Genomic DNA, 23,760 nt, shown 5'->3' with positions numbered 1-23,760 from the left:
GCGAACGCCCCCTCCGCTCGCCGAGGCTCGCACCTCCCCCAAAAACCCCTGGGGGAGGTTAAAACACCCGCTTTCATCCGGCATGGTGCGCGCAGCGCCGAGTGATTCAGGAAGTCAATTGCTTCCCGGATCTGGCGTCAGCCCCGCCGTTGCCGGCTGTCCCCTGTCCCCCGCCGTTCAGCCGTTCAGCAGTTCACCCCGCCAGCACCACGCCGTCGCGAATGCCCCAGCGGGGAAGCAGCTGGCCGCGCAGCTCGAAGTCCGTGGGCTTGGGGGAGGTGAGGATGACCTGCCCGCCGCCGTCCTCGTTCTCGATCCAGTCCACGATGCGCTGCGAGCGGCCGGGGTCCAGTTCGGCGAACACGTCGTCCAGCAGGATGATGGGCTCGCGGCCGCGCACGGCGTGGATGGTCTCGGCCTCCACCATCCGCAGGGCGATGGCGGCCGTGCGCTGCTGGCCGCCGCTGCCGTACGTCCGCAGCTCCAGCGCGCCGCCGTCCACGCCGCCGATGGTGAAGCGCAGGTCGTCGCGGTGCGGGCCCACGAGCGTCATTCCCCGCCGCTGCTCGCGGTCGGCGTTCTTTGCCAGCGCCTGGGCAAAGGCGGCGGCGATGTCGGCCGGGGTGGCGGCCTCGCCCAGCTCGGGCGCCGACGACGCGTACGTCATGTGCCCGGGGTGCCCGCCGGCCACGCGCGCGTAGTGTTCGGCAAAGCTGTTGGCGTGCTCGCGAACCCAGGCGGCGCGCGCGGCGGCCACGCGGCTGCCGGCGGCCACCAGCCCGGCGTCCCACAGCTCCACCATGGCGCGCGGGCTGTTCTTGCGCAGCAGCGTATTGCGCTGAAACAGCGTCTGCCGGTAGCGCTGCAGGGCGTGGAGGTACCCCGGCTCCGCCAGCGAGAGGACGATGTCCAGGAAGCGCCGCCGTCCCCCGGGCCCGCCGCTGACCAGCTCCACGTCGGAGGGGGAGAAGATGACGGCGCCCACCTGGCCCAGGGCGTCGCCCAGGCGCTCGGGCTCGGCGCTGTTGACGGCCACCTTCTTCTTGCGCCCGCGCCGGTCGAACGCGGCGGATACGGAGCGCGAGCGACCCTCGTCGTCCTCCAGCCGCCCCTCGACGCGAAAGACGTCCTCGCCGAATCGCACCAGCTGCTCGTCGGGGGCGCCTCGAAAGGAGCGAAAGATCTCCAGGTAGTAGACGGCCTCAAGCAGGTTGGTCTTGCCCTGTCCGTTGTCGCCCACGATGGCGGCGCCCTGCGCCGGCAGCTCCAGCACCTGCTCGGCGAAGTTGCGGTAGTTGCGCAGGTGCAGGCGGGAGAGGAACAAGTGCGAGAGTGCGAAAGTGCGAGAGTGCGAAAGTGGGGCGCGGGCGAGATCCTGCTCGTGGACGACGATTTTCTCGCGGGCGGGGGGCTCCCTCCCCCGACCCTTTGCGCCGCTTCGCGAGGGAGGGGAAACTGCATCGGGACGTGGCGTTCCACGCGGAACACACCTGCCGGATCCTCGCTGCACTCCGCGGCACCCGCCCGTGCCGGACCCGTCGGCGAAGGCCGACATCACGTTTTCGGTGCCGCGACTTCAGTCGCCGGGTGCTCGGAGCCCGACTCCGCGCCTCGAATCTCCGCCTGCGCGCACATCCGCCGTGTTGTCGACGCCGATCCACCGACGCCGATCCGCTCGACGCCTAGAACCCCGGCGCGCCTTCGTGCTTCAGCAGCCAGCGCTTGCGGTCCATCCCCTCGCCCTTTTCCCACTGGCCTGCGTATCCGCCAATGCCGCCGCCGGACGCCGTCACGCGGTGGCAGGGAATGACGATGGGGAGGGGGTTGTTGCGGTTGGCCTGGCCCACGGCCCGCGGCGCGCGGCAGGCGATGTCGTCCGCCACGTCGCCGTACGTGCGAGTTTCGCCATACGGAATGCGGCACAGGGCATCCCACACGCGCTTGCGGAACTCCGTCCCCTCGGGCGCGAGCGGCAGGTCAAAGTCGCGGCGGGTGCCCGCGAAGTACTCGCGCAGCTGCTGGGCGACCTTCCACCCCAGCGGATCGTCGCGGGTGGGCTCCACGCGCGTCCCCGCCGGCGGGTGCGCGCCCTGCGGCCAGAAGTGGATGTGGCGCACCGCCGCCTCGTCGTACTCCACGAACAGTGGCCCCACCGGCGACGGCAGCAGCAGCCGCTTTACCGCCGACGACGGCGTCATCCCCGGCCCCACGCGTCTTCCCGCGGATTTCACCATCTCACATCCCTCCGTTCAGGACGAGAGCGCCGCCCGTGCGCGAACCACTTTCGCACTTTCGCACTTTCGCACTCCCACACTTTCGCACTTGCAGTTCAGCGACCCGTGAACGCGGCCGAGCGCTTGTCCAGGAACGCCTGCATGCCCTCGCGCATGTCCGTCGTGGCGGCGAGCAGGCCGAACAGGTTGCTTTCCATCGCCAGGCCGTCGTCCACCGACATCTCCATCCCGCGCGTGGTGCACTCGATGGCCAAGCCCAGGGCGATGGGACCGTTGGCCAGGATCGTGGTCATCATCTGCCGCGCGGCGGCCATCAGCGCGTCCTTGGCCGACGGAGCCTCGCCGCCCTCCGCCGCCTGCGGCTTGGGCACCACCTTGTTGACCAGGCCAATGCGGTACGCCTCGTCGGCGCGGATGAACTGCGCGGTGAGCATGAGCTCCAGCGCGCGGCCCTTGCCCACGATGCGCGGCAGGCGCAGGGTGCCGCCATAGCCGGGGATGATGCCCAGCTTTACCTCCGGCAGTCCGAACTGCGCGTTCTCGCCGGCCACGCGAAGGTGGCAGGCCAGCGCCAGCTCGCACCCGCCGCCCAGCGCAAAGCCGTTCACCGCGGCGATCACCGGCTTGCGCGAAAGCTCGATCTGGCGGAACACGCGCTGTCCCAGGCGGCTTACCTCGATGCCATCCACCGGCCCCATCGTGGCCAGCTCGGCGATGTCGGCGCCGGCGACGAACGCCTTTTCGCCCACGCCCGTCAGGATTACGCCGCCCACGTCGTCGCGCGACGCGATCTCGTCCATCGCCTGGCCAAGCTCGCGGATGGTCTGCTCGTTGAGCGCGTTCAGCTTGTCCGGCCGGTTTAAGGACAGCGTGGCGACGCGGTCCTGGACTTCGAGGGTGATGTTGCTGTATTCGGCCATGGGACGGGCAAAAAGTGCGTGAGTGCGGTCGTGCGTGAGCGCAAACGTGGCGCGGCGACAAGCTACGCGCGCGGGGGGTGCCGGGCAACGGCGCGGGGACCGGGGGGCGGAGGGGCCGGAGCGGCTTAAGGGGGATGTCGAACCGCGGCCCCGGCCGCCTCTTTCTCCCAGCCTCTCCCCCTGACGTGCGGTAAACCGCATGGGGAGAGGTGACGCGCCTGGACGGTTCAGCGCGTGGAGGTTGCCGTAGCGGGATCGGATTTTCCCTTCCCCCACGCTGTTTGCGGAGGAAGGGCCGGGGATGGGGGGTGGCTCACCATCCCGCACCATCCTGTCGGTATATCGCCGACGACTACCAGATCTCTGCGGAAAACCGGCAACGCCGCGGCATGCCACCCTTTGCCCCTCGTCGCGCTCCAATGGGATTCACGTACGATGTGCCCACCTTTCCCCGGAGTGCCGGATGCGACCGCTGCTGCTGGCCGTGCTGCTTTCCATCATCCCCACCCTTGCCCATGCTCAGGAAGGAGCTCCGGAAGTGTGGCTGCTGACCGTGGACCGCTGGGGGAACGCCGAGCACCAGATGCTGAGCCTTGAGCGCCGCGGCTCCGTGATCGAAGGCCGGCTGGGCGGCTGGCCACTCGCCGGGCGGGCCGACGGCGACAGCATCACCTTTGTCGCGACCGACAGCCGCGAAATGGCGTATCGCTACAGCGGCATGGTAGGCGCCAGCGTGCTCACCGGCGTCGCGGACTTTCCCGACATCAACGATTCCCAGAAGCGCGTGCGGCATGCGTTCACCGGCCGGCGGATCCCCGCGCGGCCGGACGGCGCGCCCCGTCGCCACCGGTTCGAGCCGGCCACCTTCTCCAACGAGTTCACCGCCGCGCGCGAGCCGGTGCTGGTGATCTGGCCGGGCGACACCGTCAGCACGCGCACGCTGGATTCCGGCGGCGCCGACCAGCACGGCACAACGCGGGCGATGTACGGCAATCCGCAAACGGGCCCGTTCTTTATCGCCACCGCGCAGCCCGGCGACGTGCTGGCCATCCACATCCGGCGCCTGCGCCTGAACCGCGACCACGCCGAGAGCCTGGACGGCATCGTGGGACGCGCCATGGGGCCCGGGCTGGCCTCACGGGCCGCCGGTCTGGGCCAGCGTGTACGGTGGCGGCTGGACCGCGAGCGGAGGGTCGCCAGCCTGGAGAACGCGCCCGAGCCCCTGAAGGGGTTCACGGTACCACTGCGCCCCATGCTGGGTGGGATCGGCGTGGCGCCGGACTTTGGGTTTGCGGCCGCGTCGGCGGGGGACAGCGGCCGGTTTGGCGGCAACATGGACTACAACGAGATCGTGGAGGGCGCCACGGTCTATCTGCCCGTGTTCAGGCCCGGGGCCCTGCTCTTTCTGGGCGACGGCCACGCGGCGCAGGGCGACGGCGAAACCACCCAGTGGGCGCTGGAAACGTCGCTCGACGTGGAGTTCACCGTGGACGTTCTGCCCGCGCGGCCGCTGGCCACCCCGCGCGTGGAAACCGCCACGCACATCATGGCGGTGGGCCAGGCAGGGTCGCTGGATGATGCGGTGCGGTCCGCGACGGCGGGGATGGCGCAGTGGCTGGAGCAGGACTACGGGCTGAGCCTGCGGGAGGCCTCGCTGGTGCTGGGCACCCTGGTCGACTACGAGATCGTGACGCTGGCCGGAAGAAACGCCGGCGTGGCCGCAAAGCTCGAAAAGGCCAGCCTTGCGGGGCTCCCCGCACGCACTCGCGACGGAGTGAGGTGACACTTCGCCGAGATCGACATCTTTCGAAGCGCCGGGGAGACGGCGGGGATACGAGTCGATAGGGAACGAACCGCGCACGCGCCGCTTGTCACCCGCGCCCCGCCAAACGCATTTTCCCTGTCGAACCCGGCCACGTCTCCCGCCGCAGCAAGCCATGAGCGACACGCACCCCCCCGCCGCGTCCACGGACGATGCCCGCATCGCGGCGGCGCTGGACAACTGGAAGCGCAAGCTGCTGGATTTGAGCAAACGCAATCGTGCGCTCAACTTCCGCATGACTCGCACGTCCACCGTCGCCATCGTGGACGAGCAGCCCGCCGAGGTCTTCCGCCGTCTGTACCTGCTTGAAAAGCGGATGAAGTTCGCGGCCGCCGTGCCCCCCGCGCCCGCATCCGCCGACAACACGTCCGCCGCGTCCGCATCCCCCGCATCCGCCCCGTCACCCGTCGTCGCGCCGTCGCCCGCCGTCGCCGCCGACACGTCGTCGACTCTCCCGCCCTCTGCCGCGCAGGGCGACCTGCTGTCCGACGAACCCCCCGCCTCCGCTGCGCCCCACACCCCCGACGACACAGTCCGCGAAGGCGGACTTCGCGATTTTCCAGCGGCGAACTCATTCGCTCCTGGTGGCGGGCTTGCCGATGTGCCGGCCGACGACGCCTCTGATCCGGATGCGGACTCCGCGGTGCCTGAGGTGTCTGCGGATGTTGCCTCGTCGGATGCATCGGATCAGGTAGATGCGTCGGATCCGGTAGATACGTCGGATCCGGTAGATCCGTCGGATCCGGTAGATGCGTCGGATCCGGTAGATGCGTCGGATTCGGTAGATACGTTGGATTCCCTCGCCGCCGCCAACCCTGGGGATGTGGCGAAGGCGTCGATCAGGGTCAACTGGAACAATGTTTCGGTGACGGGGAGCCCGGCCGTGGACAACGCGGCGGCGGGCGGGTTCGACGATCTGGGGGAGGATGACGACGCGCTGGCGGCGGCCGCGGTGTTCACGCCGTACGCGGCGGATGCGCTCGCCGCGAAGCACCGCGACGACGTGCTGCAGACCACCTCGCCCGCGGACAAGCTGGACGTGTCGCTGCGGCGAATCGAGGAGCAGGCGCGCGAGACGCAGGAAGAGCAGGGCGTAAACACGCTCTTTCTGGCGCTGGGGATGCTGCACTACTGGGAATCCAAAGATTCCGAGCAGGTGTTCCGCGCGCCGCTTGTCCTCCTTCCCGTCGCGCTGGCGCGCACGTCGGCCGGCGCGGGCTACACACTTTCCGTCACCGACGACGACTACATCCTGAACCCCGCGCTGGCCGAGTACCTGCGCCGCGACTTTGGCATCGCGCTGCCGCTGCTCCCCGACCCGGCGGAAATCCCCGACAGCTACGACCTGCAGGTGTTCCTGGCCGCCGTGACCGAGGCCGTGAAGAACCAGGCGGGCTGGCAGGTGACCACGGAGATCTACCTGGGCCTGTTCGCCTTCCAGAAGTTCGTGATGTACAAGGACCTGGAGGCCAACGGCGGCGCCTTTGCCGGCCACCGCCTGGTCCGCCGCCTGGTCACGCGTACCGGCGACGGCTACGCCGCCCTGCCCGACGACGTGCGCCGGATGGACCTGGACGAGGATTTCCCGCCCGAGAAGACCGCACAGGTGGTGGATGCCGACAGCAGCCAGCTGCGCGCCATCGCCGCCGTGTCCAGGGGGCACGACCTGGTGCTGGAGGGGCCGCCGGGAACGGGAAAGTCGCAGACCATCACCAACCTGATCGCGCAGGCGCTGCACGGCGGCCAGTCCGTCCTCTTTGTCGCCGAGAAGATGGCCGCGCTTTCCGTGGTGCACGAGCGGCTGGTGCGCGCCGGCCTGGGCGACTTTTGCCTGGAGATGCACAGCACCAAGGCCAACAAGCGCGCCGTGGTCAAGGAGATCGCCCGCTCGCTCGACGCTTCGCTGCAGCCTCCGAAGCCGGGCGAGTCCGTCGCCAGCCGCCTGGGCGGCGTGCGCCACACCCTCACCGAATACGCCCAGGCCGTGCACACGCCGTACGGCCCCACCGGCTTCACGCCGTACCGCGGCTTCGGCGAGCTGATGGCGCTGCGCGACGCCCCGCGCGTCAAGCTGGAGCGGCCGGTCACCGCCATCACCCGCGAGCAGTTCGACGAGGCCGTGCGCGCGCTGGCGGACCTGGCCAGGGCGGCGGACGAAACCGGCGACGTGCGCAACCACCCGTGGCGCGACTCGCGGCGCACCCTCTGGCCGGAGGACGAGCTGGACGATGCGCGCACGCTGATCGCCGCCCTTCGCGCCGCGCTGGCGCAGACCCTGGAGCAGGCGGCCGCGGTGGAATCCGCGCTCCGCCTGCCGCCGCTGCGCACCTTTGCCGACGTGGACACCGCGGTGCGCGTGGCCGCCGTCCTGGCGCGCTCGCCCGGCGCGCCGCTGGGCGTGCTGACCAGCGCGGAGTGGAATGCGCCGCCGCCGCAGGCCGTGGAGCTCATCGCGCGTGGCCGCCGGGTGAGCGACCTGGACCGCCGCCTGACGCACTGGTTCACCCCCGACGCGCTGCAGCAGGACCACGCCGCGGACGCGCAGTTCATCGAGGAAAAAGAGGCCAGCCCCTTCCGCTTCCTCAACTTTCTCAGCGGCAGGCATCGCGCGACCAAACGCCGGTGGATGGCGTACCGTCAGCCGTCGTACACCGGCTCGCTGACCGATCAGGCCGCCGAGATGCGCCGCATCGACGAGCTGAAGCGCGAGCGGACCACGCTGGATGCGCTGGATCCCGTCGGCCGCGAGCTGTTCGGGGCGCTCTGGCGGGGGGAGTCGTCGGATTGGGACGCGCTGGATGGATACGTGCGCTGGGTGGTGGAGTATCGCACCCTCTGCGTGGAGAACCGCCTGGCCGAGGCCGCTGCGGAGCTGGCCACGCAGCCCCGCCCCGACGTGGCGCTGGCCGACGCGCTCCGCACCGCCTCCACAGCCGCCACCGCCGCGCTCGCCGGCCTGCGCACGCTTGCCGAGTGGCCGGGGGATTATCTCGCTACGGCGCCGCTGGCGGAGATCGCGGAGCGTGCCGCCGCGCTGGAAACGGGCCTGACGCTGGCGCCGCGCTGGGCCGCGTTCGAGCTGGTGCGCGCGAAGGTCGCCGCCGGCGTCGCGGCCGAGCTGCTGGCCCCCGCGCTGGCCGGCGAGGTCGCGTTCGCCGACCTGCCGAACGCCTTTCGCCGCGCGTTTCACCAGAAGTGGGTCACCGCCGCCGTGCAGGAGCGCGAGCCGCTGCGGCAGTTTGCCACCATGCCGCACGAGCAGCGCGTCGCCGAGTTCCGCGAGCTGGACCAGGCCGTCCTGCGCGAGAACCGCGACGCCCTTACCGTCCGTCTACGCGACGCCGTGCAGGCGCGGCTGCGCGAGCCCGCCGCCAAGGCGGCGATGCCCTTTCTGCAGGCGCAGATGGCCCGCGAGCGCCGCCACGCCCCGTTGCGCCGCACTCTGCGCGAGGCCGGAGCGGCCATCCGCGCCATCAAACCCTGCTTCATGATGAGCCCGCTGACCGTCGCGCAGCTCCTGGACGGCGGTGCGCCCTCGTTCGACGTCGTCATCTTTGACGAGGCCAGCCAGCTGCCGTCCGAGGACGCGGTGGGGTCCATCGTCCGCGGCGCGCGGCTGGTGGTCGTGGGCGATCCGCGCCAGCTGCCGCCCACCAACTTCTTTTCCGTGATGAGCGGCCAGGCCACCGCCGAGCTGGGAGAAGACGGCACGCCGCTGTTCGAGGACACGGAGAGCGTGCTGGAGGAGTTCCTGGGCGCGGGCGTGCCCAAGACGCGGCTGCGCTGGCACTACCGCAGCGCGCACGAGTCGCTCATCACCTTCAGCAACGTGTCGTTCTACGAGGCCGACCTGTTCACCTTCCCCAGCGTGGACGCGGCGAGCGGCGCCTCCGGCCTCTCGTTCGAGTACGTTGCGGACGGCGTGTACGAGGGCAAGGGGCTGAACGCCGTCGAGGCACGCCGCGTGGTGGACGAGGTGGTGCGCCACGCGAGGACGGAGCCGGAGGTCAGCCTGGGCGTGGGCACCTTCAACCTGCGCCAGCAGCTGCAGATCCAGGACGAGCTGGAGCTGCGCCGCCGGCAGGATCCGTCGCTGGAGCCGTTCTTTGCCCGCGACCGCGCCGAGCCGTTCTTCGTCAAGAACCTGGAGAACATCCAGGGCGACGAGCGCGACGTCATCCTTCTCAGCGTCACCTACGCCAGGGGGCGCGACGGGCGGCTGCGCCACAACTTTGGCCCCATCAACGGCGAAAACGGTTGGCGGCGCCTGAACGTGCTCACGACGCGGGCGCGGCGCCGCATGATCGTCTTTTCGTCGATGAAGGGCGACGACATCAACCCCTCGTCCGCCACGTCACGCGGCCCCGCCCTGCTGCGCGAGTTTCTGCTCTACGCCGAGCGCGGCACCCTGCAGAGCGCCAGCGCCACGCTTGCGGCGGATGCGGAGTCCGAGTTCGAGCGGCAGGTGATGGAGGAGCTTGCGAAGCGCGGCGTCACGCTGCAGGCGCAGGTGGGCGCCGCCGGCTACCGCATCGACATGGCGGTGGTGGATGACGAGATGCCCGGCCGCTACGTGTGCGGCATCGAGTGCGACGGCGTGGCCTACCACGCCAGCGAGACCGCGCGCGACCGCGACCGGCTGCGGCAGCAGGTGCTGGAGGCGCGCGGCTGGCAGATCCACCGGCTGTGGTCCACCGACTGGTTCAAGGACCGCGAGGGGCAGATCGAGCGATTGATGAAGCTGATCGACGCCTCCCGCATCCACGCCCGCGAAGCCGCCGCGGGCCGGGAAGCGGATGCCGAGGCGCGCAGCCAACAGGCCGAGCAGCGCGAGCAGGTGCGCATCGAAAAGATCGTCAGCGATGCGGATGCCGCCGCGCCCGCTCCGCCGCCAGCCGGCGAACCCGCCACCATCCCCGCGCAGCCGTACGTGATGACGGACGTCACGCCGCGCTGGGCGGGGACGGACATCCTGGCCAGCCCGCAGTCGCTGCTGCTCTCCGCCCTGCGCGAGGTGGTGGATGCCGAGGCGCCCGTGCACGCGGACGACGTGGGGACGCGCGTCGCCGCCATGTGGGGCCTGGCGCGCACCGGCGTGCGCATTACCGCGCGCATCGCCCACGCCGTCGACGCGGCCGCGGCGCAGGGCATCCTGGTGCGCCGCGGCGACTTCATCTGGGCCCCGGACGGCGCCGTCATCGTCCGCTCGCGCCGCGACACCAAGATCCCGGCGGAGCGCATAGCCCCCGAGGAGTATCGCGAGGCCGCGCTGGCCGTGCTGCGCGTTCGCGGCGGCCTGCCGCGCAAGGAGCTGATGGCGGAGGTGCGCGCCCTGCTCGGCTTCAGCCGACTGAACGCGAAGCTGGAGGAGGCCATCGGCGCCGCCCTCGACGCCCTGCTCGCCGACGGCACCTGCGGCGAAGCCAGCACCGGCATCCGCCTGCGCGTGGAGTCCGCGCCGCCGGCGCCGGCCGTGTAGCCGGTTTGTACGACGGGAACGGCTGGCGCCTGGTGGAATCTTTACCCACCGTCGCGCCGTATTCGTCAGCACGCGCCACAAGGGTCCCAACGGTTTTGACGGGCCCGGCGCAGGCGCCGATATTCGATGGACCGATGCGGCGCGAGATTCACCCCGAAGGTGACGTGAGAAATGCCCGACGAGCGTACGTACCGCGAGGATGAGGTCGCGGAGATCTTCGAGGCCGCTGCGCGGCCGGCGCCCAAATCCACCACGCTTGCGCGGGCGGAGGGGTTCACGCTGGCGGAGCTGCAGTCCATCGGCGGCGAGGCGGGGCTGTCGCCCGAGCGCATCGCCGAGGCCGCGGCGGCGGTGGAGATGCGGCGCGGCGCGGTTCGCCGCACAACCCTGGGGATGCCGGTTGCCGTGGGCCAGACGGTGGACCTGCCGCGTGCGCCCACCGACCGCGAGTGGGAGATGATCGTCGCCGACCTGCGCGAGACGTTTGGCGCGCGCGGCCGGCTGGGCTCGCGCGAGGACGTTCGCGAGTGGCACAACGGCAACCTGCACGCGTACGTAGAGCCCACGCTTACGGGCTACCGCCTGCGGCTGGGGACCCAAAAGGGCGACGCCGCGGGACTCAACCAGATGGGTGCGTTCGGCCTGGTGTTCGCGCTGCTGTGGGTAGTGGTGTTCTTTCTGCGAGGCGGGCTGGGGGCCGAGCTCTTCGTCCCGCTGATGATGTCGGCCATGGGCGGCGCGGCGCTCGCCTACAACGCGCTCCGTCTGCCCGGCTGGGCGCTGGAGCGCGAGGCTCAGATGGAGCAGGTCGCCGCCCGCGTCCGCGTGCTCCTGGGCGCCCCGCAGCCCGCAGCGTCCGCTGCCCCGCAGCTCAGCGCCGCCCCCGGCAGCGATGCCGGCGCCGCCGTGCCCCTGCACGCGGACCCGGCGCCAACCCCGCCGGCATTGTAGCCGATCCGGCGTGATGTGACATGACGCCTTGCGCGGAGCCGGGCCGGTGCGTACAATCCCGAGTGTCCACCCACCGAACCTAGACAAAGTGGCCGGGCCCCCGCGCAGGACGATGCGTGGCGCCATGTGCCCATCGAGACGCTGCGTGCCTTCATGCACCAGCTCGTGCTCGACACGTCCTTACGCGACGTGGCGGCACGGGTAGGGCTTGGGCACGAGGCGCTGCGCAAGTACGTAAACGGCACCACCGAGCGCCCGCACCAGCGAAGTCTGCGGGCCATGGGGCAGCTGTACAACGAGCGGCAGGCGCTGCAGGCCAAGGAGCGGGCCACCGTCCCCACCGCCGGCCAGTTGAAGCTGCTGCTGCCGCGCGGAATGGAAGAGGCCACCGCCGCCGTGCGCGAGGTGTTCGACGCCATCCGCGGCACCCGCAAGGCCGGCGCGTATGCGGATGACATGGAGCGCTTTCTCCTGCGCCGCCTGGAAGAGGAGTACGCCTCGGAGGAAGGCTGGGCACCCGCGCGCAAGCGCAGCCGCAAGTAGCCTTTCGGTCGGATGACAACGACGGAAGCCCGTCTCCCAGCAGGAGGCGGGCTTTTGCGTGTGGAGACTGGCTGCGTGCCGTTGCCCCAGGTGTGTTCCGCTGGCTTCGCTCCGGGCATCCGTGCGTCCGCAACCGGGGCGTTTCCTACGGTGGCGTGCCGCCTCCCCCCGGGAGCGAATGAATTCGCCGCTGGAAAATCGCAAAGTCTGCCTGCGCAGACTCGGCGGCCGGGCGGTGTGCGGCGTTCCAGGCGGCTGCGCGTCCGCAACCGGGGCATCCATCACACCATCACACCATCACACCATCACACCCGTTCACCCGTTCACCCGTTCACCCGCTCACCCGCTCACCCGCGCCGCGGTCCGCGCCTTGCGCCTGCCCGCCGGCGCGATCCCCAACCCCAGCGCGTGCCGATGATCCAGCTGCTGACCCGTACCAAGGCCCAGTCCGCCGACCAGGCGCCGCCCCCGTTTCCGCTGCGCGTGGGCGGCATCGACGTGGGCTCCAACGCCATCCGCTTTCTGGCCGCGGAGTTCACCGCGCCCGGCAAGTACCAGGTGCTGGCCGAGTTGCGCGAGCCGGTACGGCTGGGGCACGAGGTGTTCCTCTCCGGCAAGCTGGCGCGCGGGGCCATGGAGGCGGCGGTGCAGACCATCGCCATGTTCCGCCTGCAGATGGAGGCGCTGGGCATTCGCCACTACCGCGCGGTGGCCACCAGCGCCACCCGCGAAAGCCGCAACGGCGAGGAGTTCGTGGCGCGCGTGCGGCGCGAGACGGAGATCGAGCTTGAGGTGATCACCGGCAGCGAAGAGGCGCGCCTGGTGTACGAGGCGGTCAAGGCGCAGGTGCCGTTCGGGCGAAAGAAGTGGCTGCTGGTGGATTTGGGCGGCGGCAGCGTGGAGGTGTCGCTGGTGGACCAGAGCACCATCCTGTGGAGCGAGTCGCACACCATGGGGTCGGTGCGGCTGCTGGAGGAGCTGGCCGTGTCCGGCGAGGAGCCGGGGCGTTTTCAGCGGCTGCTGGAGGAGTACGCGGCCACGCTGCGCATTCCCGTGATCGCCCAGCAGTGGAACCCCGCGGGGCTGGTGGCGACGGGCGGCAACATCGAGGCGCTGGCCAAGCTGGTGGGCGCCGAGCCGGGGCGCGGCAAGGTGGCGTCGCTGCCGCTGACGGAGCTGCGCGCGGCCATCGAAAAGCTGTCGCGGCTTTCGTTTCGCCAGCGGGTGGAGCAGCTGGGGCTGCGCGAGGACCGCGCGGACGTCATCCTTCCCGCGGCCATGGTCTACGAGCGGGTGGCCACGCTGGCCGGGGTGAGCGCCATCCTGGTCCCCGCCGTGGGGCTAAAGGACGGCGTGCTGGTAGACCTGGTGGACGACCTGACCAAGCACGAGGCGCACGAGGTCCGCAAGGAAAAGCAGGCGCTGGCGGGCGCGGTGGCGCTGGGCAAGCGCTACCTGTTCAACGAGCAGCACGCGGAGCACGTGGCGCGGCTGGCCGGCTCGCTCTTCGACCAGCTGCAGAAGCTGCACCGGCTGGACGCGGTGGACCGGCGGATGCTGCTGGCGGCGGCGGTGCTGCACGACGTGGGCATCTTCATCGGCCACAAGAAGCACCACAAGCACTCGCTGTACGTCATCTCCCAGTCCGAGATCCCCGAGTTCACGCCGCGGGAGATCGCGGTGATCGCCAACGTGGCGCGCTACCACCGCAAGGGCGTTCCCGCGGTGCACCACGAGGCGTACACGGGGCTGGAGTCGGAAGACCGCGAGCGGGTGGTCAAGCTGGCCAGCATCCTCCGCATCGCCGACGCGCTGGACCGCGAGCACCTGCAGGCGGTGCGCGGGGTCAAGGCCACCGCCGGCAAGAGCAAGCTCACGCTGGAGCTGGATGGCACCGGCGACCTGCTGCTGGAGCGCTGGGCCCTGCGCCGCAAATCCGGCCTCTTCACCGACACCTTTGGCCTGGAGGTAGAGGTCGCCGGCGACCGCGAGGGTTGAGCGTGTACGCGGAAGCCGGAAAAGAGCACCCGTACAATCCAGCGGATGGTGTCAATTCTGAGCGAGGCACGCGCTCGATTCTGACGGGTCTGCACGGGCGCCTGTGCGCCGACCGAAGGAGGTTGCCTGCACGACAAAAGGACGTGAACAGCTCCCGGGGGCTTGAGCCGTCGCGACCCGAAAAAGATCCTTCGGTCGCGCGCAAGCTCTTGTGGCTATGAGAGTTCAGGCGTGCGCTCCCTCAGGATGACAGTGTGCTTCTGAAGGAACAACTGAGGTTACTCATCCTCTCGGGATGACAGTGTGCTTCTGGAGGAACCACTGAGGTTACTCATCCTCTCGGGATGACGGTGTGCTTCTGGAGGAACAACTGAGGTTACTCATCCTCTCGGGATGACAGTGTGCTTCTGGAGGAACAACTGAGGTTCTCATCCTCTCGGGATGACAGTGCGCGTCTGGAGGAACCACTGAGGTTACGCGTTCTCTCGGGATGACAGTTTGCTTCTGGAGGAACAACTGAGGTTCCTCATCCTCTCGGGATGACAGCGCGCTTCTGGAGGTAAAACCGAGGTTTCTCGGTTCTTTCCCGGAATCACGCGATCTTCCGGCCGCAGTCCTTTGCGGATTTCGGGATCACACGTCGCGCGGGGGGAAGTAGTCGCGCTGGATGGCGGCGGCGATGTCGGGGGCGGCGTGGGGGCGGCCGATGCGGCGCGCTTCGGCGGACAGGCGTTCCAGTAGCCCGGGCTCGGCGAACACGCGGTAAAAGGCGTCGCGCATCTCCTGCTCCGTCGACGCGCAGAGGCCGGCACCCTCTTCTACCACGGCGCGCGTGTTCACCTCCTCGGCGCCGGGGATGGGGCGGGTAAGGAGCAGGGGGCGTCCCACCGCAAGCGTCTCGCTGACCGTCAGCCCGCCCGGCTTGCCCGCCACCACGTCCGCGGCGGCCAGATAGCGCTCCATCCCCCGCACGGTGCCCAGCACGTGCAGCCGCTCCGTCGGCACGCCCAGGGACAGGAGCCGCACCCGCGCCGCCTCGTTCTTTGCGCAGATGGTGACGATCTGCACGGCGGGGTGCGTGGCCTGCAGCGCGGCCGCCGTCCCCTCCTCTACGCCAATCCCCAGCCCGCCGCCCATCACCAGCGCCACCGGCCGGTCCTGGGCCAGCCCCAGCTCCGCGCGCGCCTCGGTCCGCGACGGCGCGCACGAAAAGGCGGGGGCGATGGGGATGCCGGTGACCTCGATGCGGCTGCGGCGCACCCGGCGGCGGCGCAGGTCGGTAGCCATGGTGTCCGTCGCCACAAAGTACTGCGCGACGCCCCGCTGCACCCAGAAGCGGTGCAGGCCAAAGTCGGTGATCACCAGGGCGAGCGGCGGAAGGCCAAAGCGGCCGGCCGCCAGCTGCGCGGGAAGAAAGTGGGTGCACAGGCACACGCGCCACGGGCCTGACTTGAGCAGGCGCCGGAACTCGCGAAAGAGGGTGCGGTGCGCCACGGGGCCCCAGCGCGCCTGGTTGGCGTCGGCCCCGTCGGTAAAGCGGTAGATCTCCTTCCACAGCCGCGGCGCGCGCGACACCATGGTCTCGAACAGCGAGCCGTAGAACGTGCGCACCCACCGCGGCGCGATGGAAAGCAGTTCGATGTGCTCCACGTACAGGTCGGGGTCCCGCGCCGCGAACGCCTCGCGCACGGCGTCGGCGGCGCGGATGTGCCCGGTGCCGTTGGCGGCGGAAACAATCAGGACGGCCGGCCGGCTCATGGGAGCATTGGGAGCTGGGGTCTCGTGGGCAGAGCCAGATCTCCCCCAGGGGAACGGCGACAGGATGGGAAGAGTTTCCGTCTTTGCCCCGGCCCGTAGCAAGGACCGTGCTTTCCATCGCCGCGTTTCGATCCCGCGCCGGCATGGTCTCACGCAGAGTCACCAGAGTGAGCAGAGTTGGGTTCTGGTGTGATGCCGGACCTTCGTGCCGCACCCGTTCATCCTGCAGCCGTGGATGCAACGCGAATCGTGTCGCGCGGCACGAGAAAACTCTGCTTACTCTGGTAACTCTGCGTGAGACAATCTTTTGCCGGAGCTTGAAGGACGCGAAGAACCCCTCGTGGCGCCGTGCCGCGAGGGGTTCAGTCGATTCTGGATGAGACGATGCGAATCAGCGCGCCGCGCGGGCCAGGCCAAGGGCGTAGTCGGCCCACCAGCCGCCGGCGGCGGGGCCGCCGTTGCAGGTGCCGTCGCTCTCGCCGGGGTGCTTTACCCACAGAAACGCGTCCACCAGGCGATGGCCGGTCTGCGTGGTGGGCGCGTGGCCCAGCGCCTGGCCCCGCGCGTTGCACCAGTTGTGTCCGTCGGCCGTGCCCGCGCCGTTGCGGCTGGTGTCGATGACGAAGTGCTTGCCGCCCACGCGCCGCGAAAGCTGCTCGCCCGCGGCAATGGCGCGCGGGGTGGCGATAAAGTTGGAGACGTTGAGCGCAAACCCGTCCGCCCGCTCGATCCCCGCCGCCTGCAGCCGCTCCGCCATCTCGTCGTGCCGGCCGAACGTGGGGCTGCCGGCGTCCAGGTACACCGTGGCGCCCGCGGCCTTGAGCGCATCCACCGCCTCGCCCAGCAGGCGGAACCGCTCGGCGCGGCGCTCCGCGCTCAGGCAGTCGGTCACCATCGTCGCGTCGGGCTCCAGGATGACGACGGCGCGGCGGCCGCCGATCCCCGCGGCAAAGGCGCGAATCCAGCGGCGGTAGCCGTCGGCGCCGCGCGAGCCGCCGGCGGAGTGCTGCCCGCAGTCGCGCTGGGGGATGTTGTACGCCACCAGCACGGGCACCGCGCCCTGCGCCGTGGCGGCGCTCACCAGCCCGTTCACGTCCGCGCGCACGTCGCGGTTCCATTCGCCAAACCAGGTGGCCTGCGGTTGCCGGGCAATGCGCTCCATGAGCGCGGCGTCCTGGGGGCGCGAACGGCGCCAGTCGGCGGCCTGCCGCGCGGCGTGGGTACCCGGATTTACGTAAAAGTGCGCCCGTGCGATCGGGTTGACCGGATCGGTGTCGGCGGCGACAGCGGTGCGCGGAGTGGCGGCCAGGGTACCCAGCGCGACCAGCAGCGCGGGGGCAAGGCGGCGAACGGAGGGACGGGCGGCACCCGTCAGGGCGCCGGAGCGGATCTCTCGCATGGGTTCACCTCTTCGGTAGCCCGGCTGCCTTTGCGGCGCCTGTGCAGGCGCCCACGGAAGGCCCGTGGCTTTGCGTCCCCGTATCTCTACGGGTTTGCCGTTGTCGAAGGTGCCCGGCCGGGAGGCCGGGTCGCCGCATCCGCTGGAGCCAGCAGGGGCGGCGCTCTTTCAAGTGCAAGCAAGCTAACGACTTGTGCGGGATGGATCAAGGGGTTTCCGCTGATCCTGTAGCAGCGAGCGAACTGCTCAAGGAAGGCATCGGAGCCAATTCGGAAGACGCAGCGCGAGCAGCGGGCGCCCCCCTCCCCAGCCTTCCCCACAAAGAGGGTGGGGAGGGAGGTGCGACGCACCTTGTCGAAGCGGGATCTCCTCTCCCCCCTGCAGTTCGGGGGGGAGAGGCCGGGAGAGGGGGGGCGCCGGCGGACGCCAGTTCGATGCTGGTCGGCGCAACGTGAACTCAGCGGCTACGATCTCCCCGCCACACGCGCGCTACCATACAGAAAGCGTGGCGATCGGCATCCTGCGGCCTGTGAGCAGTGCTCATGGAATCAGTGTTGCTAGACAGAACGGTCTACCGCGTTCGCGCCGCCGGCGAACGCGGGCGTACGGGCTGGCGGGCCCGGCCTGGGGAGGCGGCCGGGAGGCGTGAACCACGTGAGACGGAAAGGACACCCGCATGTCGGCAGTACAGCAAGAGGCGCCCGAGGTGCAGGGCGTTCAGGTGCTGGGCGAGGACAACGACACCACGGCGCGGGTGCTCACCCCCCAAGCGCTGGAGTTCGTGGCCGGGCTGCACCGGCGCTTCAACGCCACGCGCATGGAGCTGCTGCGCGCCCGCGACGAGCGCCAGGTGTGGCTGGACGCCGACGGCGAGCCCTCGTTCCTGGACGAGACGGCGGACGTGCGCGACGGCGACTGGACGGTGGCGCCCACCCCCGCGGACCTGCAGGACCGGCGCGTGGAGATCACCGGGCCCACCGACGCCAAGATGGTGATCAACGCCCTCAACTCGGGGGCAAGCTGCTTCATGGCCGACTTTGAGGACGCGCTTTCGCCCACCTGGCGCAACGTGCTGGATGGGCAGGCCAACCTGATGGACGCCGTGCGCCGCACGCTTTCGCTGGACGCCGGCGAAAAGCAGTACCGGCTCAAGGAAACGACGGCGGTGCTCATCGTCCGCCCGCGCGGGTGGCACCTGCCGGAGCGCCACGTGCTGGTGGACGGCGAGCCGGTCAGCGCGTCGCTGTTCGACTTTGGCCTGTTCTTTTTCCACAACGCCCGGGAGCTGCTGGATCGCGGCAGCGGGCCATACTTCTATCTCCCCAAGCTGGAAAGCCATCGGGAGGCGCGGCTGTGGAACGACGTGTTCACGGCGGCCCAGCGGGAACTGGGGATTCCGCACGGGACCATCCGCGCCACGGTGCTCATCGAGACCATTCTGGCCGCGTTCGAGATGGACGAGATCCTGTACGAGCTGCGCGATCACGCCGCGGGGCTCAACGCCGGCCGGTGGGACTACATCTTCAGCGTCATCAAAAAGTTCCGCAGCCGCGGCGACTTTGTGCTTCCGGATCGGGTGCAGGTGACGATGACGGTGCCGTTCATGAAGGCGTACGCCGAGCTGCTGGTAAAGACCTGCCACCGCCGCGGCGCGCACGCCATGGGCGGCATGGCCGCGTTCATCCCCAGCCGCCGCGACGCCGAGGTGAACGACAAGGCGATGGCCAGGGTGCGCGAGGACAAGTCGCGCGAGGCGGGGCAGGGCTTTGACGGCACCTGGGTGGCGCACCCGGACCTGGTGCCGGTGGCGCGCGCGGAGTTCGACAAGGTTCTGGCCGACAAGCCCAACCAGAAGGACGTCAAGCGGGAAGATGTGGACGTCGCTCCGCACGAGCTTCTGCAGACGGGGATCGTGGGCGGGCAGATCACGGAAGCCGGCGCGCGGCTGAACGTGAACGTGGCGCTGCAGTACATCGAGCAGTGGCTGATGGGCAACGGCGCGGCCGCGCTGCACAACCTGATGGAAGACGCCGCCACGGCCGAGATCAGCCGGGCCCAGCTGTGGCAGTGGATCCGCCACCGCTCGCCGATCCAGGACGACGGCGACGGGGACGGCTTCTTTACCCCCGACGACTACACGCGCCTGCGCGACGCGGAGATGGAGACGCTGAGCGCCCAGCGCGAGGATCCGCGCTGCCTGGAGGCCGCGCGCGAGCTGCTGGACGAACTGGTGCTGGGCGCCGAGTTCATCCCGTTCCTCACCATCCCCGCGTACCAGATGCTGGACGGCGGGCGATGCTCGGGACAGTAGGGAACAGGGAATAGGGAGAAGTGCTGATGCACTTCCGCACTCACGCACTCACGCACTTTTCCGGCAGACGCGCCGGGGCAGACCCTTCGAGAAGGAGACGAGACCGATGGAGAGCTTCGACGCGCAGGTCAAGGACCTGAACATCAAGTGGATGACGGATGCCCGCTGGGAGGGCATCACCCGCCCCTACACGGCCGAAGAGGTGGTGCGGCTGCGCGGATCGCTGCTGGTGGAGAACACCATCGCCCGCCACGGCGCCGAGCGGCTGTGGAAGGCGCTGCACGGCGACGAGCCGGTGCGCACCTTTGGCGCGCTGACGGGCGCCCAGGCGGTGCAGATGGTCAAGGGCGGGCTGCAGGCCATCTACCTGAGCGGCTGGCAGGTGGCGGGCGACAACAACCTGAGCGGGCAGACGTACCCCGACCAGTCTCTGTATCCCAGCAACAGCGTCCCCGCGGTGGTCAAGCGCCTGAACAACGCGCTGCAGCGGGCCGACCAGGTGGAGTGGGCGGAAAAAGGCGAGGCCCAGCGCGACTGGATGGTGCCGATCGTTGCCGACGCGGAGGCCGGCTTCGGCGGGCCGCTGCACGCCTTTGAGCTGACCAGGTCGATGATCGAGGCGGGCGCGGCGGGGGTGCACTTTGAGGACCAGCTGGCCTCGGAAAAGAAGTGCGGCCACCTGGGCGGCAAGGTGCTGGTCCCCACCTCGCAGTTCGAGCGGACGCTGATCGCGGCGCGGCTGGCGGCGGACGTGCTCGACATCCCCACGCTGATCATCGCCCGTACCGACGCCGACAGCGCCACGCTGCTCACCAGCGACGTGGACGAGCGCGACCGCGAGTTCATTACCGGCGAGCGCACGGCGGAGGGGTACTTTCGCGTGCGCGGCGGCATCGAGTCGGCCATCGCGAGGGCAAAGTCGTACGCGCCGTACGCGGACCTGCTGTGGATGGAGACCAGCACGCCCGACCTGGACGAGGCGCGCCGCTTTGCCGACGCGGTGCACGCGGAGTTCCCGGGCAAGATGCTGGCGTACAACTGCTCGCCCAGCTTCAACTGGAGCAAGCACCTGGACGCGGACACCATCCAGAAGTTCCAGCGCGAGCTGGGCCAGATGGGGTACCGCTTTCAGTTCATCACGCTGGCCGGGTGGCACCTGATCAACCTGCACACCTTCAACCTGGCGCAGGCGTACGGCGAACAGGGGATGTCCGCCTACGTGCAGCTTCAGGAGCAGGAGTTCGGGCTGGAGGGCGCCGGCTACACGGCGACGAAGCACCAGCGCGAAGTGGGCGCCGGCTACTTCGATCAGGTGCTGATGACGGTCACCGCCGGGCAGGCGTCGACGGCGGCGCTGGAAGGCTCCACCGAGCAAGCCCAGTTCGCCTGACGAAGAAACCGAGGAAGGGTACAGAGGAACAGAGAAAGCCAGAGATACAGAGGAAATCGCGACCCCGCATTCCTCTGTATCTCTCTTTTGCTCTCTGTTCCTCTGTACCCCAATCCTCTTTTATCTTTTGACGTACATCAAGCCGCAGGCAGCGTGAGAGTGAAGGTGCTTCCCTCGCCGGGGCTGCTGGCGACGGTGAGGTCGCCGCCCATGCCGCGGGCCAGGTCACGGCTGATGGCCAGGCCCAGGCCGGTACCCTCGTGCGGGCGGGTGAGGTCGGCACGCACCTGCACAAAGGGGTCGAAGATGGCCTCCAGCTTCTCGGTCGGAATGCCGACGCCCGTGTCGCGCACGTCCACGCGCACGCGGCCGTCCAGGCGCTGGCACGAGATCTCGACGCGGCCGCCGCGATCGGTGAACTTGATGGCGTTGGAGAGCAGGTTCACCAGGATCTGCCGCAGCTTCTCGGCGTCCGCGCGGGCGGTGACGGAGGGGGCGCCGTCGCCCACGCCCAGGGCCAGGCCCTTGGCGCGGGCCTGCGGCGCCACCAGCGACTCGGCGGCGGCCAGCGCCTCGCGCACGGGGACGTCGGCCACGTCGTAGTGCACGCTGCCGGTTTCGATCTTGGCGTAGTTCAGCACCTCGTTGATCAGCCCCAGCAGGTGCCGCTGGCTGTTCTGTATGCGCCGCAGGTCATCGGCCTGCTGGGGCGTGACCGGGCCGCGGATCCCCATCTCCAGCAGTTCCGCGTATCCCCCGATGGCGTTGAGCGGGGTGCGCAGCTCGTGGCTCATCACCGCCAGAAACTCGCTTTTCCCGCGGTTGGCCGCTTCGGCCTCGGCCCGGGCGGCCTCGGCCTCGCCGCGCGCCCGCTCGCTTTCCTCCAGCAGCCGCTCCACCTCGCGCCGCGCCAGCACCTGGTCGGTCACGTCGTTTCCGTGCGCCACCACGCCGGTGCGGGTGCCGTCGGCCTCGGCCAGGGGCTGAAACACCATGTCCAGGTAGCGCGTTTCCAGCGGGCCGCCGGGGGTGCGCTGCAGCTGCGCGGGCGTCTCGTGCCCCACCCAGGGCTCGCCGGTCTGGCGCACACGCTCCAGCAGCTCCTCGAAGCCCTGGCCACGAACCTCGGGCAGCGCGTCCAGCAGCGGCTTGCCCAGGAGCTCGCGGTGCCCCACCAGCTGGTAGTAGGCCTCGTTCACGAATTCGTACACCTGCTCCGGCCCGCGATAGGCGACGATAAAGCTGGGAGCCACGCGGAATACCTCTTCCAGCCGCGCCCGCTCCACCCCCAGCGCCTTGATCAGCCGCATCCGCTCGGTGACCTCGCGCCAGAAGACCGCGACGCCGCCGTCCGGGGTGGGGTATGCGTCGACCTCTACGTCGCGGTCGTAAAAGTCGTCCTTGTACTGCTGCGTCCAGTGCACCTCCACGCCATCCGTGACCACCCGATGATAGTTGGTGTCCACGGCCGTGCCCACGGTGCCGGGGAACGCCTCCCAGAAGTCGCGCCCCACGAAGGCTTCGCGCGGGGCGTTCAGCGAACGCTCCATCGCCCGGTTCATGGTGAGGATGCGAAAGCCGCCGTCCATGGTAAAGTGCGCGTCGGACATGCTCTCCAGAACGGAGAGGGTGCGCGCGCGCTCCGCCTCGGCCTCGGCGGTGCGCTCCTCCAGCTCGGCGGCAATGGCCTGCAGCTCGTCGTTGGCGGCCTCCAGCTCCACGGCGTTGTCCTGCAGCTGCTGGTTGCTGAGCTCCAGCTCTACCTGCTGGTCCTGCAGCTGCTCGGTGACCCGGACCACGACCTGCCGTGCGTACACCTTTTCGGTGATCTCGACAGCCAGATTGTAGACGGCCAGGCAGGTGCCGTTCTCGTCGTTGAGTGCGCTGAGCGAGTAGGTGAACCACGCGTCCTCGCTGGCCCCGCCCTCCAGCCGCTCCATGGTGAGCAGCGCCTCGTCCAGGTACACGGCGTCGCCGCCGGCGCGCACGCCTTCGAACTGCGCCTCCAGCGCGGGCCACAGCTCGTCCCACACCTGGTAGCCAGACCGGCCCAGCGCGGGGTGCTTGGCGCCCAGGATGCGGCGGTAGGTGTCGTTGTAGATCAGGGTGTACGCGGGCAGGCACCACAGGCAGGTGGCCACCGGTGTCGCCAGCATCAGCCGCACGGCGGCGCGCAGCGCCGGCGGCCACGCGGCGGAGGGGCCCATCGGCGTGGCGGCCCAGTCGGTCGCGCGGCAGCGGGCGCGCATCTCGCCCGGGCCGTCGAACAGCGGATCGGCGTTCCCGGCCCGTGCGCCCGCACCGGGCACGGCGTGTTGCGGCGCGAACCCGGGCGCGCCGTCGTGCTCCCTCCCCGTCATCCCTGCCCGCCTCCGCTGCGATGTCTTTCCTGCCCAGGGGCGTTTGCGTCGGCAAACACCGGGCGCGGAGGCTCTTACGCAAAAACCGATGCCGTCGCTCCGGCCTCGTCACAATCCGGCGGAGCTGGACGTAGACGTGCGACCTGCGGGGGCCCTCTCCCCCGACCGGCCTTTTGCTCGTTCCTCGCAGCGGTGGTCGACCCCTCCCCCAACTTCGGGGGAGGGGTGGTGCGGGCAGGGGATGAGGTGCTGCGGCTGGGATCGCGGCGCGGACGGCTTTGTCGCGGTGGGATCGACTTCTCCCCTCTCCGTGAGGAACGAACGGGGAGGGGCCGGGGGCGGGGCCGGGGGAGGGGCACCCCGTCGGGCGCCAGTTCGATGCATGTCGAAGCGCCACCCGCTCCGGACGGGCCCTCTCCCCCGACCGGCCTTTTGCGCGTTCCTAGCAACGGCGGTCGACCCCACCCCCAACATCGGGGGCGGGGTTGGCGTTTGGGAAGGTGCGGTGGGCTCCGGCGGCAAACGAACCGGGACGAATTATCCCCTCACCGTGAGGAACGAACGGGGATGGGCCGGGGGAGGGGCCTACCGTCGG

Annotated in this window: 13 protein-coding genes and 1 riboswitch; of the genes, 7 read left to right on the top strand and 6 right to left on the bottom strand. The window is 70.0% G+C overall.

The window, feature by feature from the left end; translation table 11 throughout:
* Nucleotides 1-193: 193 nt before the first annotated feature.
* The 3 genes from recF to ACOJUJ_RS05515 form a co-directional block, all read right to left on the bottom strand.
* Nucleotides 194-1,324 (bottom strand): DNA replication/repair protein RecF, encoded by a 1,131-nt coding sequence (recF, locus tag ACOJUJ_RS05525; RefSeq protein WP_420125853.1) that lies wholly within the window; start codon nt 1,322-1,324, stop codon nt 194-196.
* A gap of 358 nt (nt 1,325-1,682) precedes the next feature.
* Nucleotides 1,683-2,234 (bottom strand): methylated-DNA--[protein]-cysteine S-methyltransferase, encoded by a 552-nt coding sequence (locus ACOJUJ_RS05520; protein WP_420125852.1) that lies wholly within the window; start codon nt 2,232-2,234, stop codon nt 1,683-1,685.
* A 95-nt stretch (nt 2,235-2,329) separates the two neighbouring features.
* A complete protein-coding gene (locus ACOJUJ_RS05515; protein WP_420125851.1) occupies nt 2,330-3,154 on the bottom strand; it encodes an enoyl-CoA hydratase-related protein in 825 nt (274 codons plus the stop codon).
* A 463-nt stretch (nt 3,155-3,617) separates the two neighbouring features.
* Between ACOJUJ_RS05515 and ACOJUJ_RS05510 the strand changes: the two genes are divergently transcribed.
* The 5 genes from ACOJUJ_RS05510 to ACOJUJ_RS05490 all read left to right on the top strand — a co-directional run bounded on the left by ACOJUJ_RS05510 (nt 3,618) and on the right by ACOJUJ_RS05490 (nt 13,947).
* A complete protein-coding gene (locus ACOJUJ_RS05510) occupies nt 3,618-4,937 on the top strand; it encodes an acetamidase/formamidase family protein (protein ID WP_420125850.1) in 1,320 nt (439 codons plus the stop codon).
* Between the two features lie 154 nt (nt 4,938-5,091).
* Nucleotides 5,092-10,455, top strand: a complete 5,364-nt coding sequence (locus ACOJUJ_RS05505) for a DUF3320 domain-containing protein (RefSeq protein WP_420125849.1) — start codon at nt 5,092-5,094, stop codon at nt 10,453-10,455.
* Between the two features lie 171 nt (nt 10,456-10,626).
* The gene (locus ACOJUJ_RS05500) at nt 10,627-11,406 is read left to right on the top strand and encodes a hypothetical protein (protein WP_420125848.1); all 780 of its coding nucleotides are present in this window, start codon (nt 10,627-10,629) and stop codon (nt 11,404-11,406) included.
* 153 nt (nt 11,407-11,559) lie between these two features.
* Entirely contained in the window at nt 11,560-11,949 is a 390-nt protein-coding gene (locus tag ACOJUJ_RS05495) for a hypothetical protein (RefSeq protein ID WP_420125847.1), read from the top strand.
* Nucleotides 11,950-12,363: 414 nt separating this feature from the next.
* Nucleotides 12,364-13,947 carry an HD domain-containing protein gene (locus tag ACOJUJ_RS05490; protein ID WP_420125846.1) on the top strand — a complete coding sequence of 528 codons (1,584 nt, stop codon included), beginning with the start codon at nt 12,364-12,366 and terminating at the stop codon, nt 13,945-13,947.
* 633 nt (nt 13,948-14,580) lie between these two features.
* On the opposite strand, the gene ACOJUJ_RS05485 is transcribed toward ACOJUJ_RS05490, so the two are convergent.
* Nucleotides 14,581-15,705 (bottom strand): MGDG synthase family glycosyltransferase, encoded by a 1,125-nt coding sequence (locus ACOJUJ_RS05485; protein WP_420125845.1) that lies wholly within the window; start codon nt 15,703-15,705, stop codon nt 14,581-14,583.
* Nucleotides 15,706-16,096: 391 nt separating this feature from the next.
* A complete protein-coding gene (locus ACOJUJ_RS05480; RefSeq protein WP_420125844.1) occupies nt 16,097-17,104 on the bottom strand; it encodes a glycoside hydrolase family 6 protein in 1,008 nt (335 codons plus the stop codon).
* An 11-nt stretch (nt 17,105-17,115) separates the two neighbouring features.
* Nucleotides 17,116-17,213, bottom strand: a riboswitch (cyclic di-GMP riboswitch).
* A gap of 567 nt (nt 17,214-17,780) precedes the next feature.
* Between ACOJUJ_RS05480 and aceB the strand changes: the two genes are divergently transcribed.
* Together aceB and aceA are read left to right on the top strand one after the other, a co-directional pair.
* The gene (gene aceB / locus ACOJUJ_RS05475; RefSeq protein WP_420125843.1) at nt 17,781-19,415 is read left to right on the top strand and encodes a malate synthase A; all 1,635 of its coding nucleotides are present in this window, start codon (nt 17,781-17,783) and stop codon (nt 19,413-19,415) included.
* Nucleotides 19,416-19,521: 106 nt separating this feature from the next.
* Nucleotides 19,522-20,805 carry an isocitrate lyase gene (gene aceA, locus ACOJUJ_RS05470; protein WP_420125842.1) on the top strand — a complete coding sequence of 428 codons (1,284 nt, stop codon included), beginning with the start codon at nt 19,522-19,524 and terminating at the stop codon, nt 20,803-20,805.
* Between the two features lie 137 nt (nt 20,806-20,942).
* Here aceA and ACOJUJ_RS05465 read toward each other — a convergent pair whose 3' ends face one another.
* Entirely contained in the window at nt 20,943-23,165 is a 2,223-nt protein-coding gene (locus ACOJUJ_RS05465; protein ID WP_420125841.1) for an ATP-binding protein, read from the bottom strand.
* Nucleotides 23,166-23,760: the final 595 nt, after the last annotated feature.

It is taken from the genome of Longimicrobium sp. (assembly GCF_048594345.1).
Lineage (GTDB): Bacteria > Gemmatimonadota > Gemmatimonadetes > Longimicrobiales > Longimicrobiaceae > Longimicrobium.
This window is presented reverse-complemented; position numbering and strand designations above follow the sequence as displayed.

Bases quoted from the DNA above. Each gene is read 5' to 3' on its own strand.
- ACOJUJ_RS05520 (WP_420125852.1), bottom strand. From the start codon at position 2,234: ATGGTGAAATCCGCGGGAAGACGCGTGGGGCCGGGGATGACGCCGTCG.
- ACOJUJ_RS05515 (WP_420125851.1), bottom strand. From the start codon at position 3,154: ATGGCCGAATACAGCAACATCACCCTCGAAGTCCAGGACCGCGTCGCC.
- ACOJUJ_RS05510 (WP_420125850.1), top strand. From the start codon at position 3,618: ATGCGACCGCTGCTGCTGGCCGTGCTGCTTTCCATCATCCCCACCCTT.
- ACOJUJ_RS05505 (WP_420125849.1), top strand. From the start codon at position 5,092: ATGAGCGACACGCACCCCCCCGCCGCGTCCACGGACGATGCCCGCATC.
- ACOJUJ_RS05500 (WP_420125848.1), top strand. From the start codon at position 10,627: ATGCCCGACGAGCGTACGTACCGCGAGGATGAGGTCGCGGAGATCTTC.
- ACOJUJ_RS05495 (WP_420125847.1), top strand. From the start codon at position 11,560: ATGCACCAGCTCGTGCTCGACACGTCCTTACGCGACGTGGCGGCACGG.
- ACOJUJ_RS05490 (WP_420125846.1), top strand. From the start codon at position 12,364: ATGATCCAGCTGCTGACCCGTACCAAGGCCCAGTCCGCCGACCAGGCG.
- ACOJUJ_RS05485 (WP_420125845.1), bottom strand. From the start codon at position 15,705: ATGAGCCGGCCGGCCGTCCTGATTGTTTCCGCCGCCAACGGCACCGGG.
- ACOJUJ_RS05480 (WP_420125844.1), bottom strand. From the start codon at position 17,104: ATGCGAGAGATCCGCTCCGGCGCCCTGACGGGTGCCGCCCGTCCCTCC.
- aceB (WP_420125843.1), top strand. From the start codon at position 17,781: ATGTCGGCAGTACAGCAAGAGGCGCCCGAGGTGCAGGGCGTTCAGGTG.
- aceA (WP_420125842.1), top strand. From the start codon at position 19,522: ATGGAGAGCTTCGACGCGCAGGTCAAGGACCTGAACATCAAGTGGATG.
- ACOJUJ_RS05465 (WP_420125841.1), bottom strand. From the start codon at position 23,165: ATGACGGGGAGGGAGCACGACGGCGCGCCCGGGTTCGCGCCGCAACAC.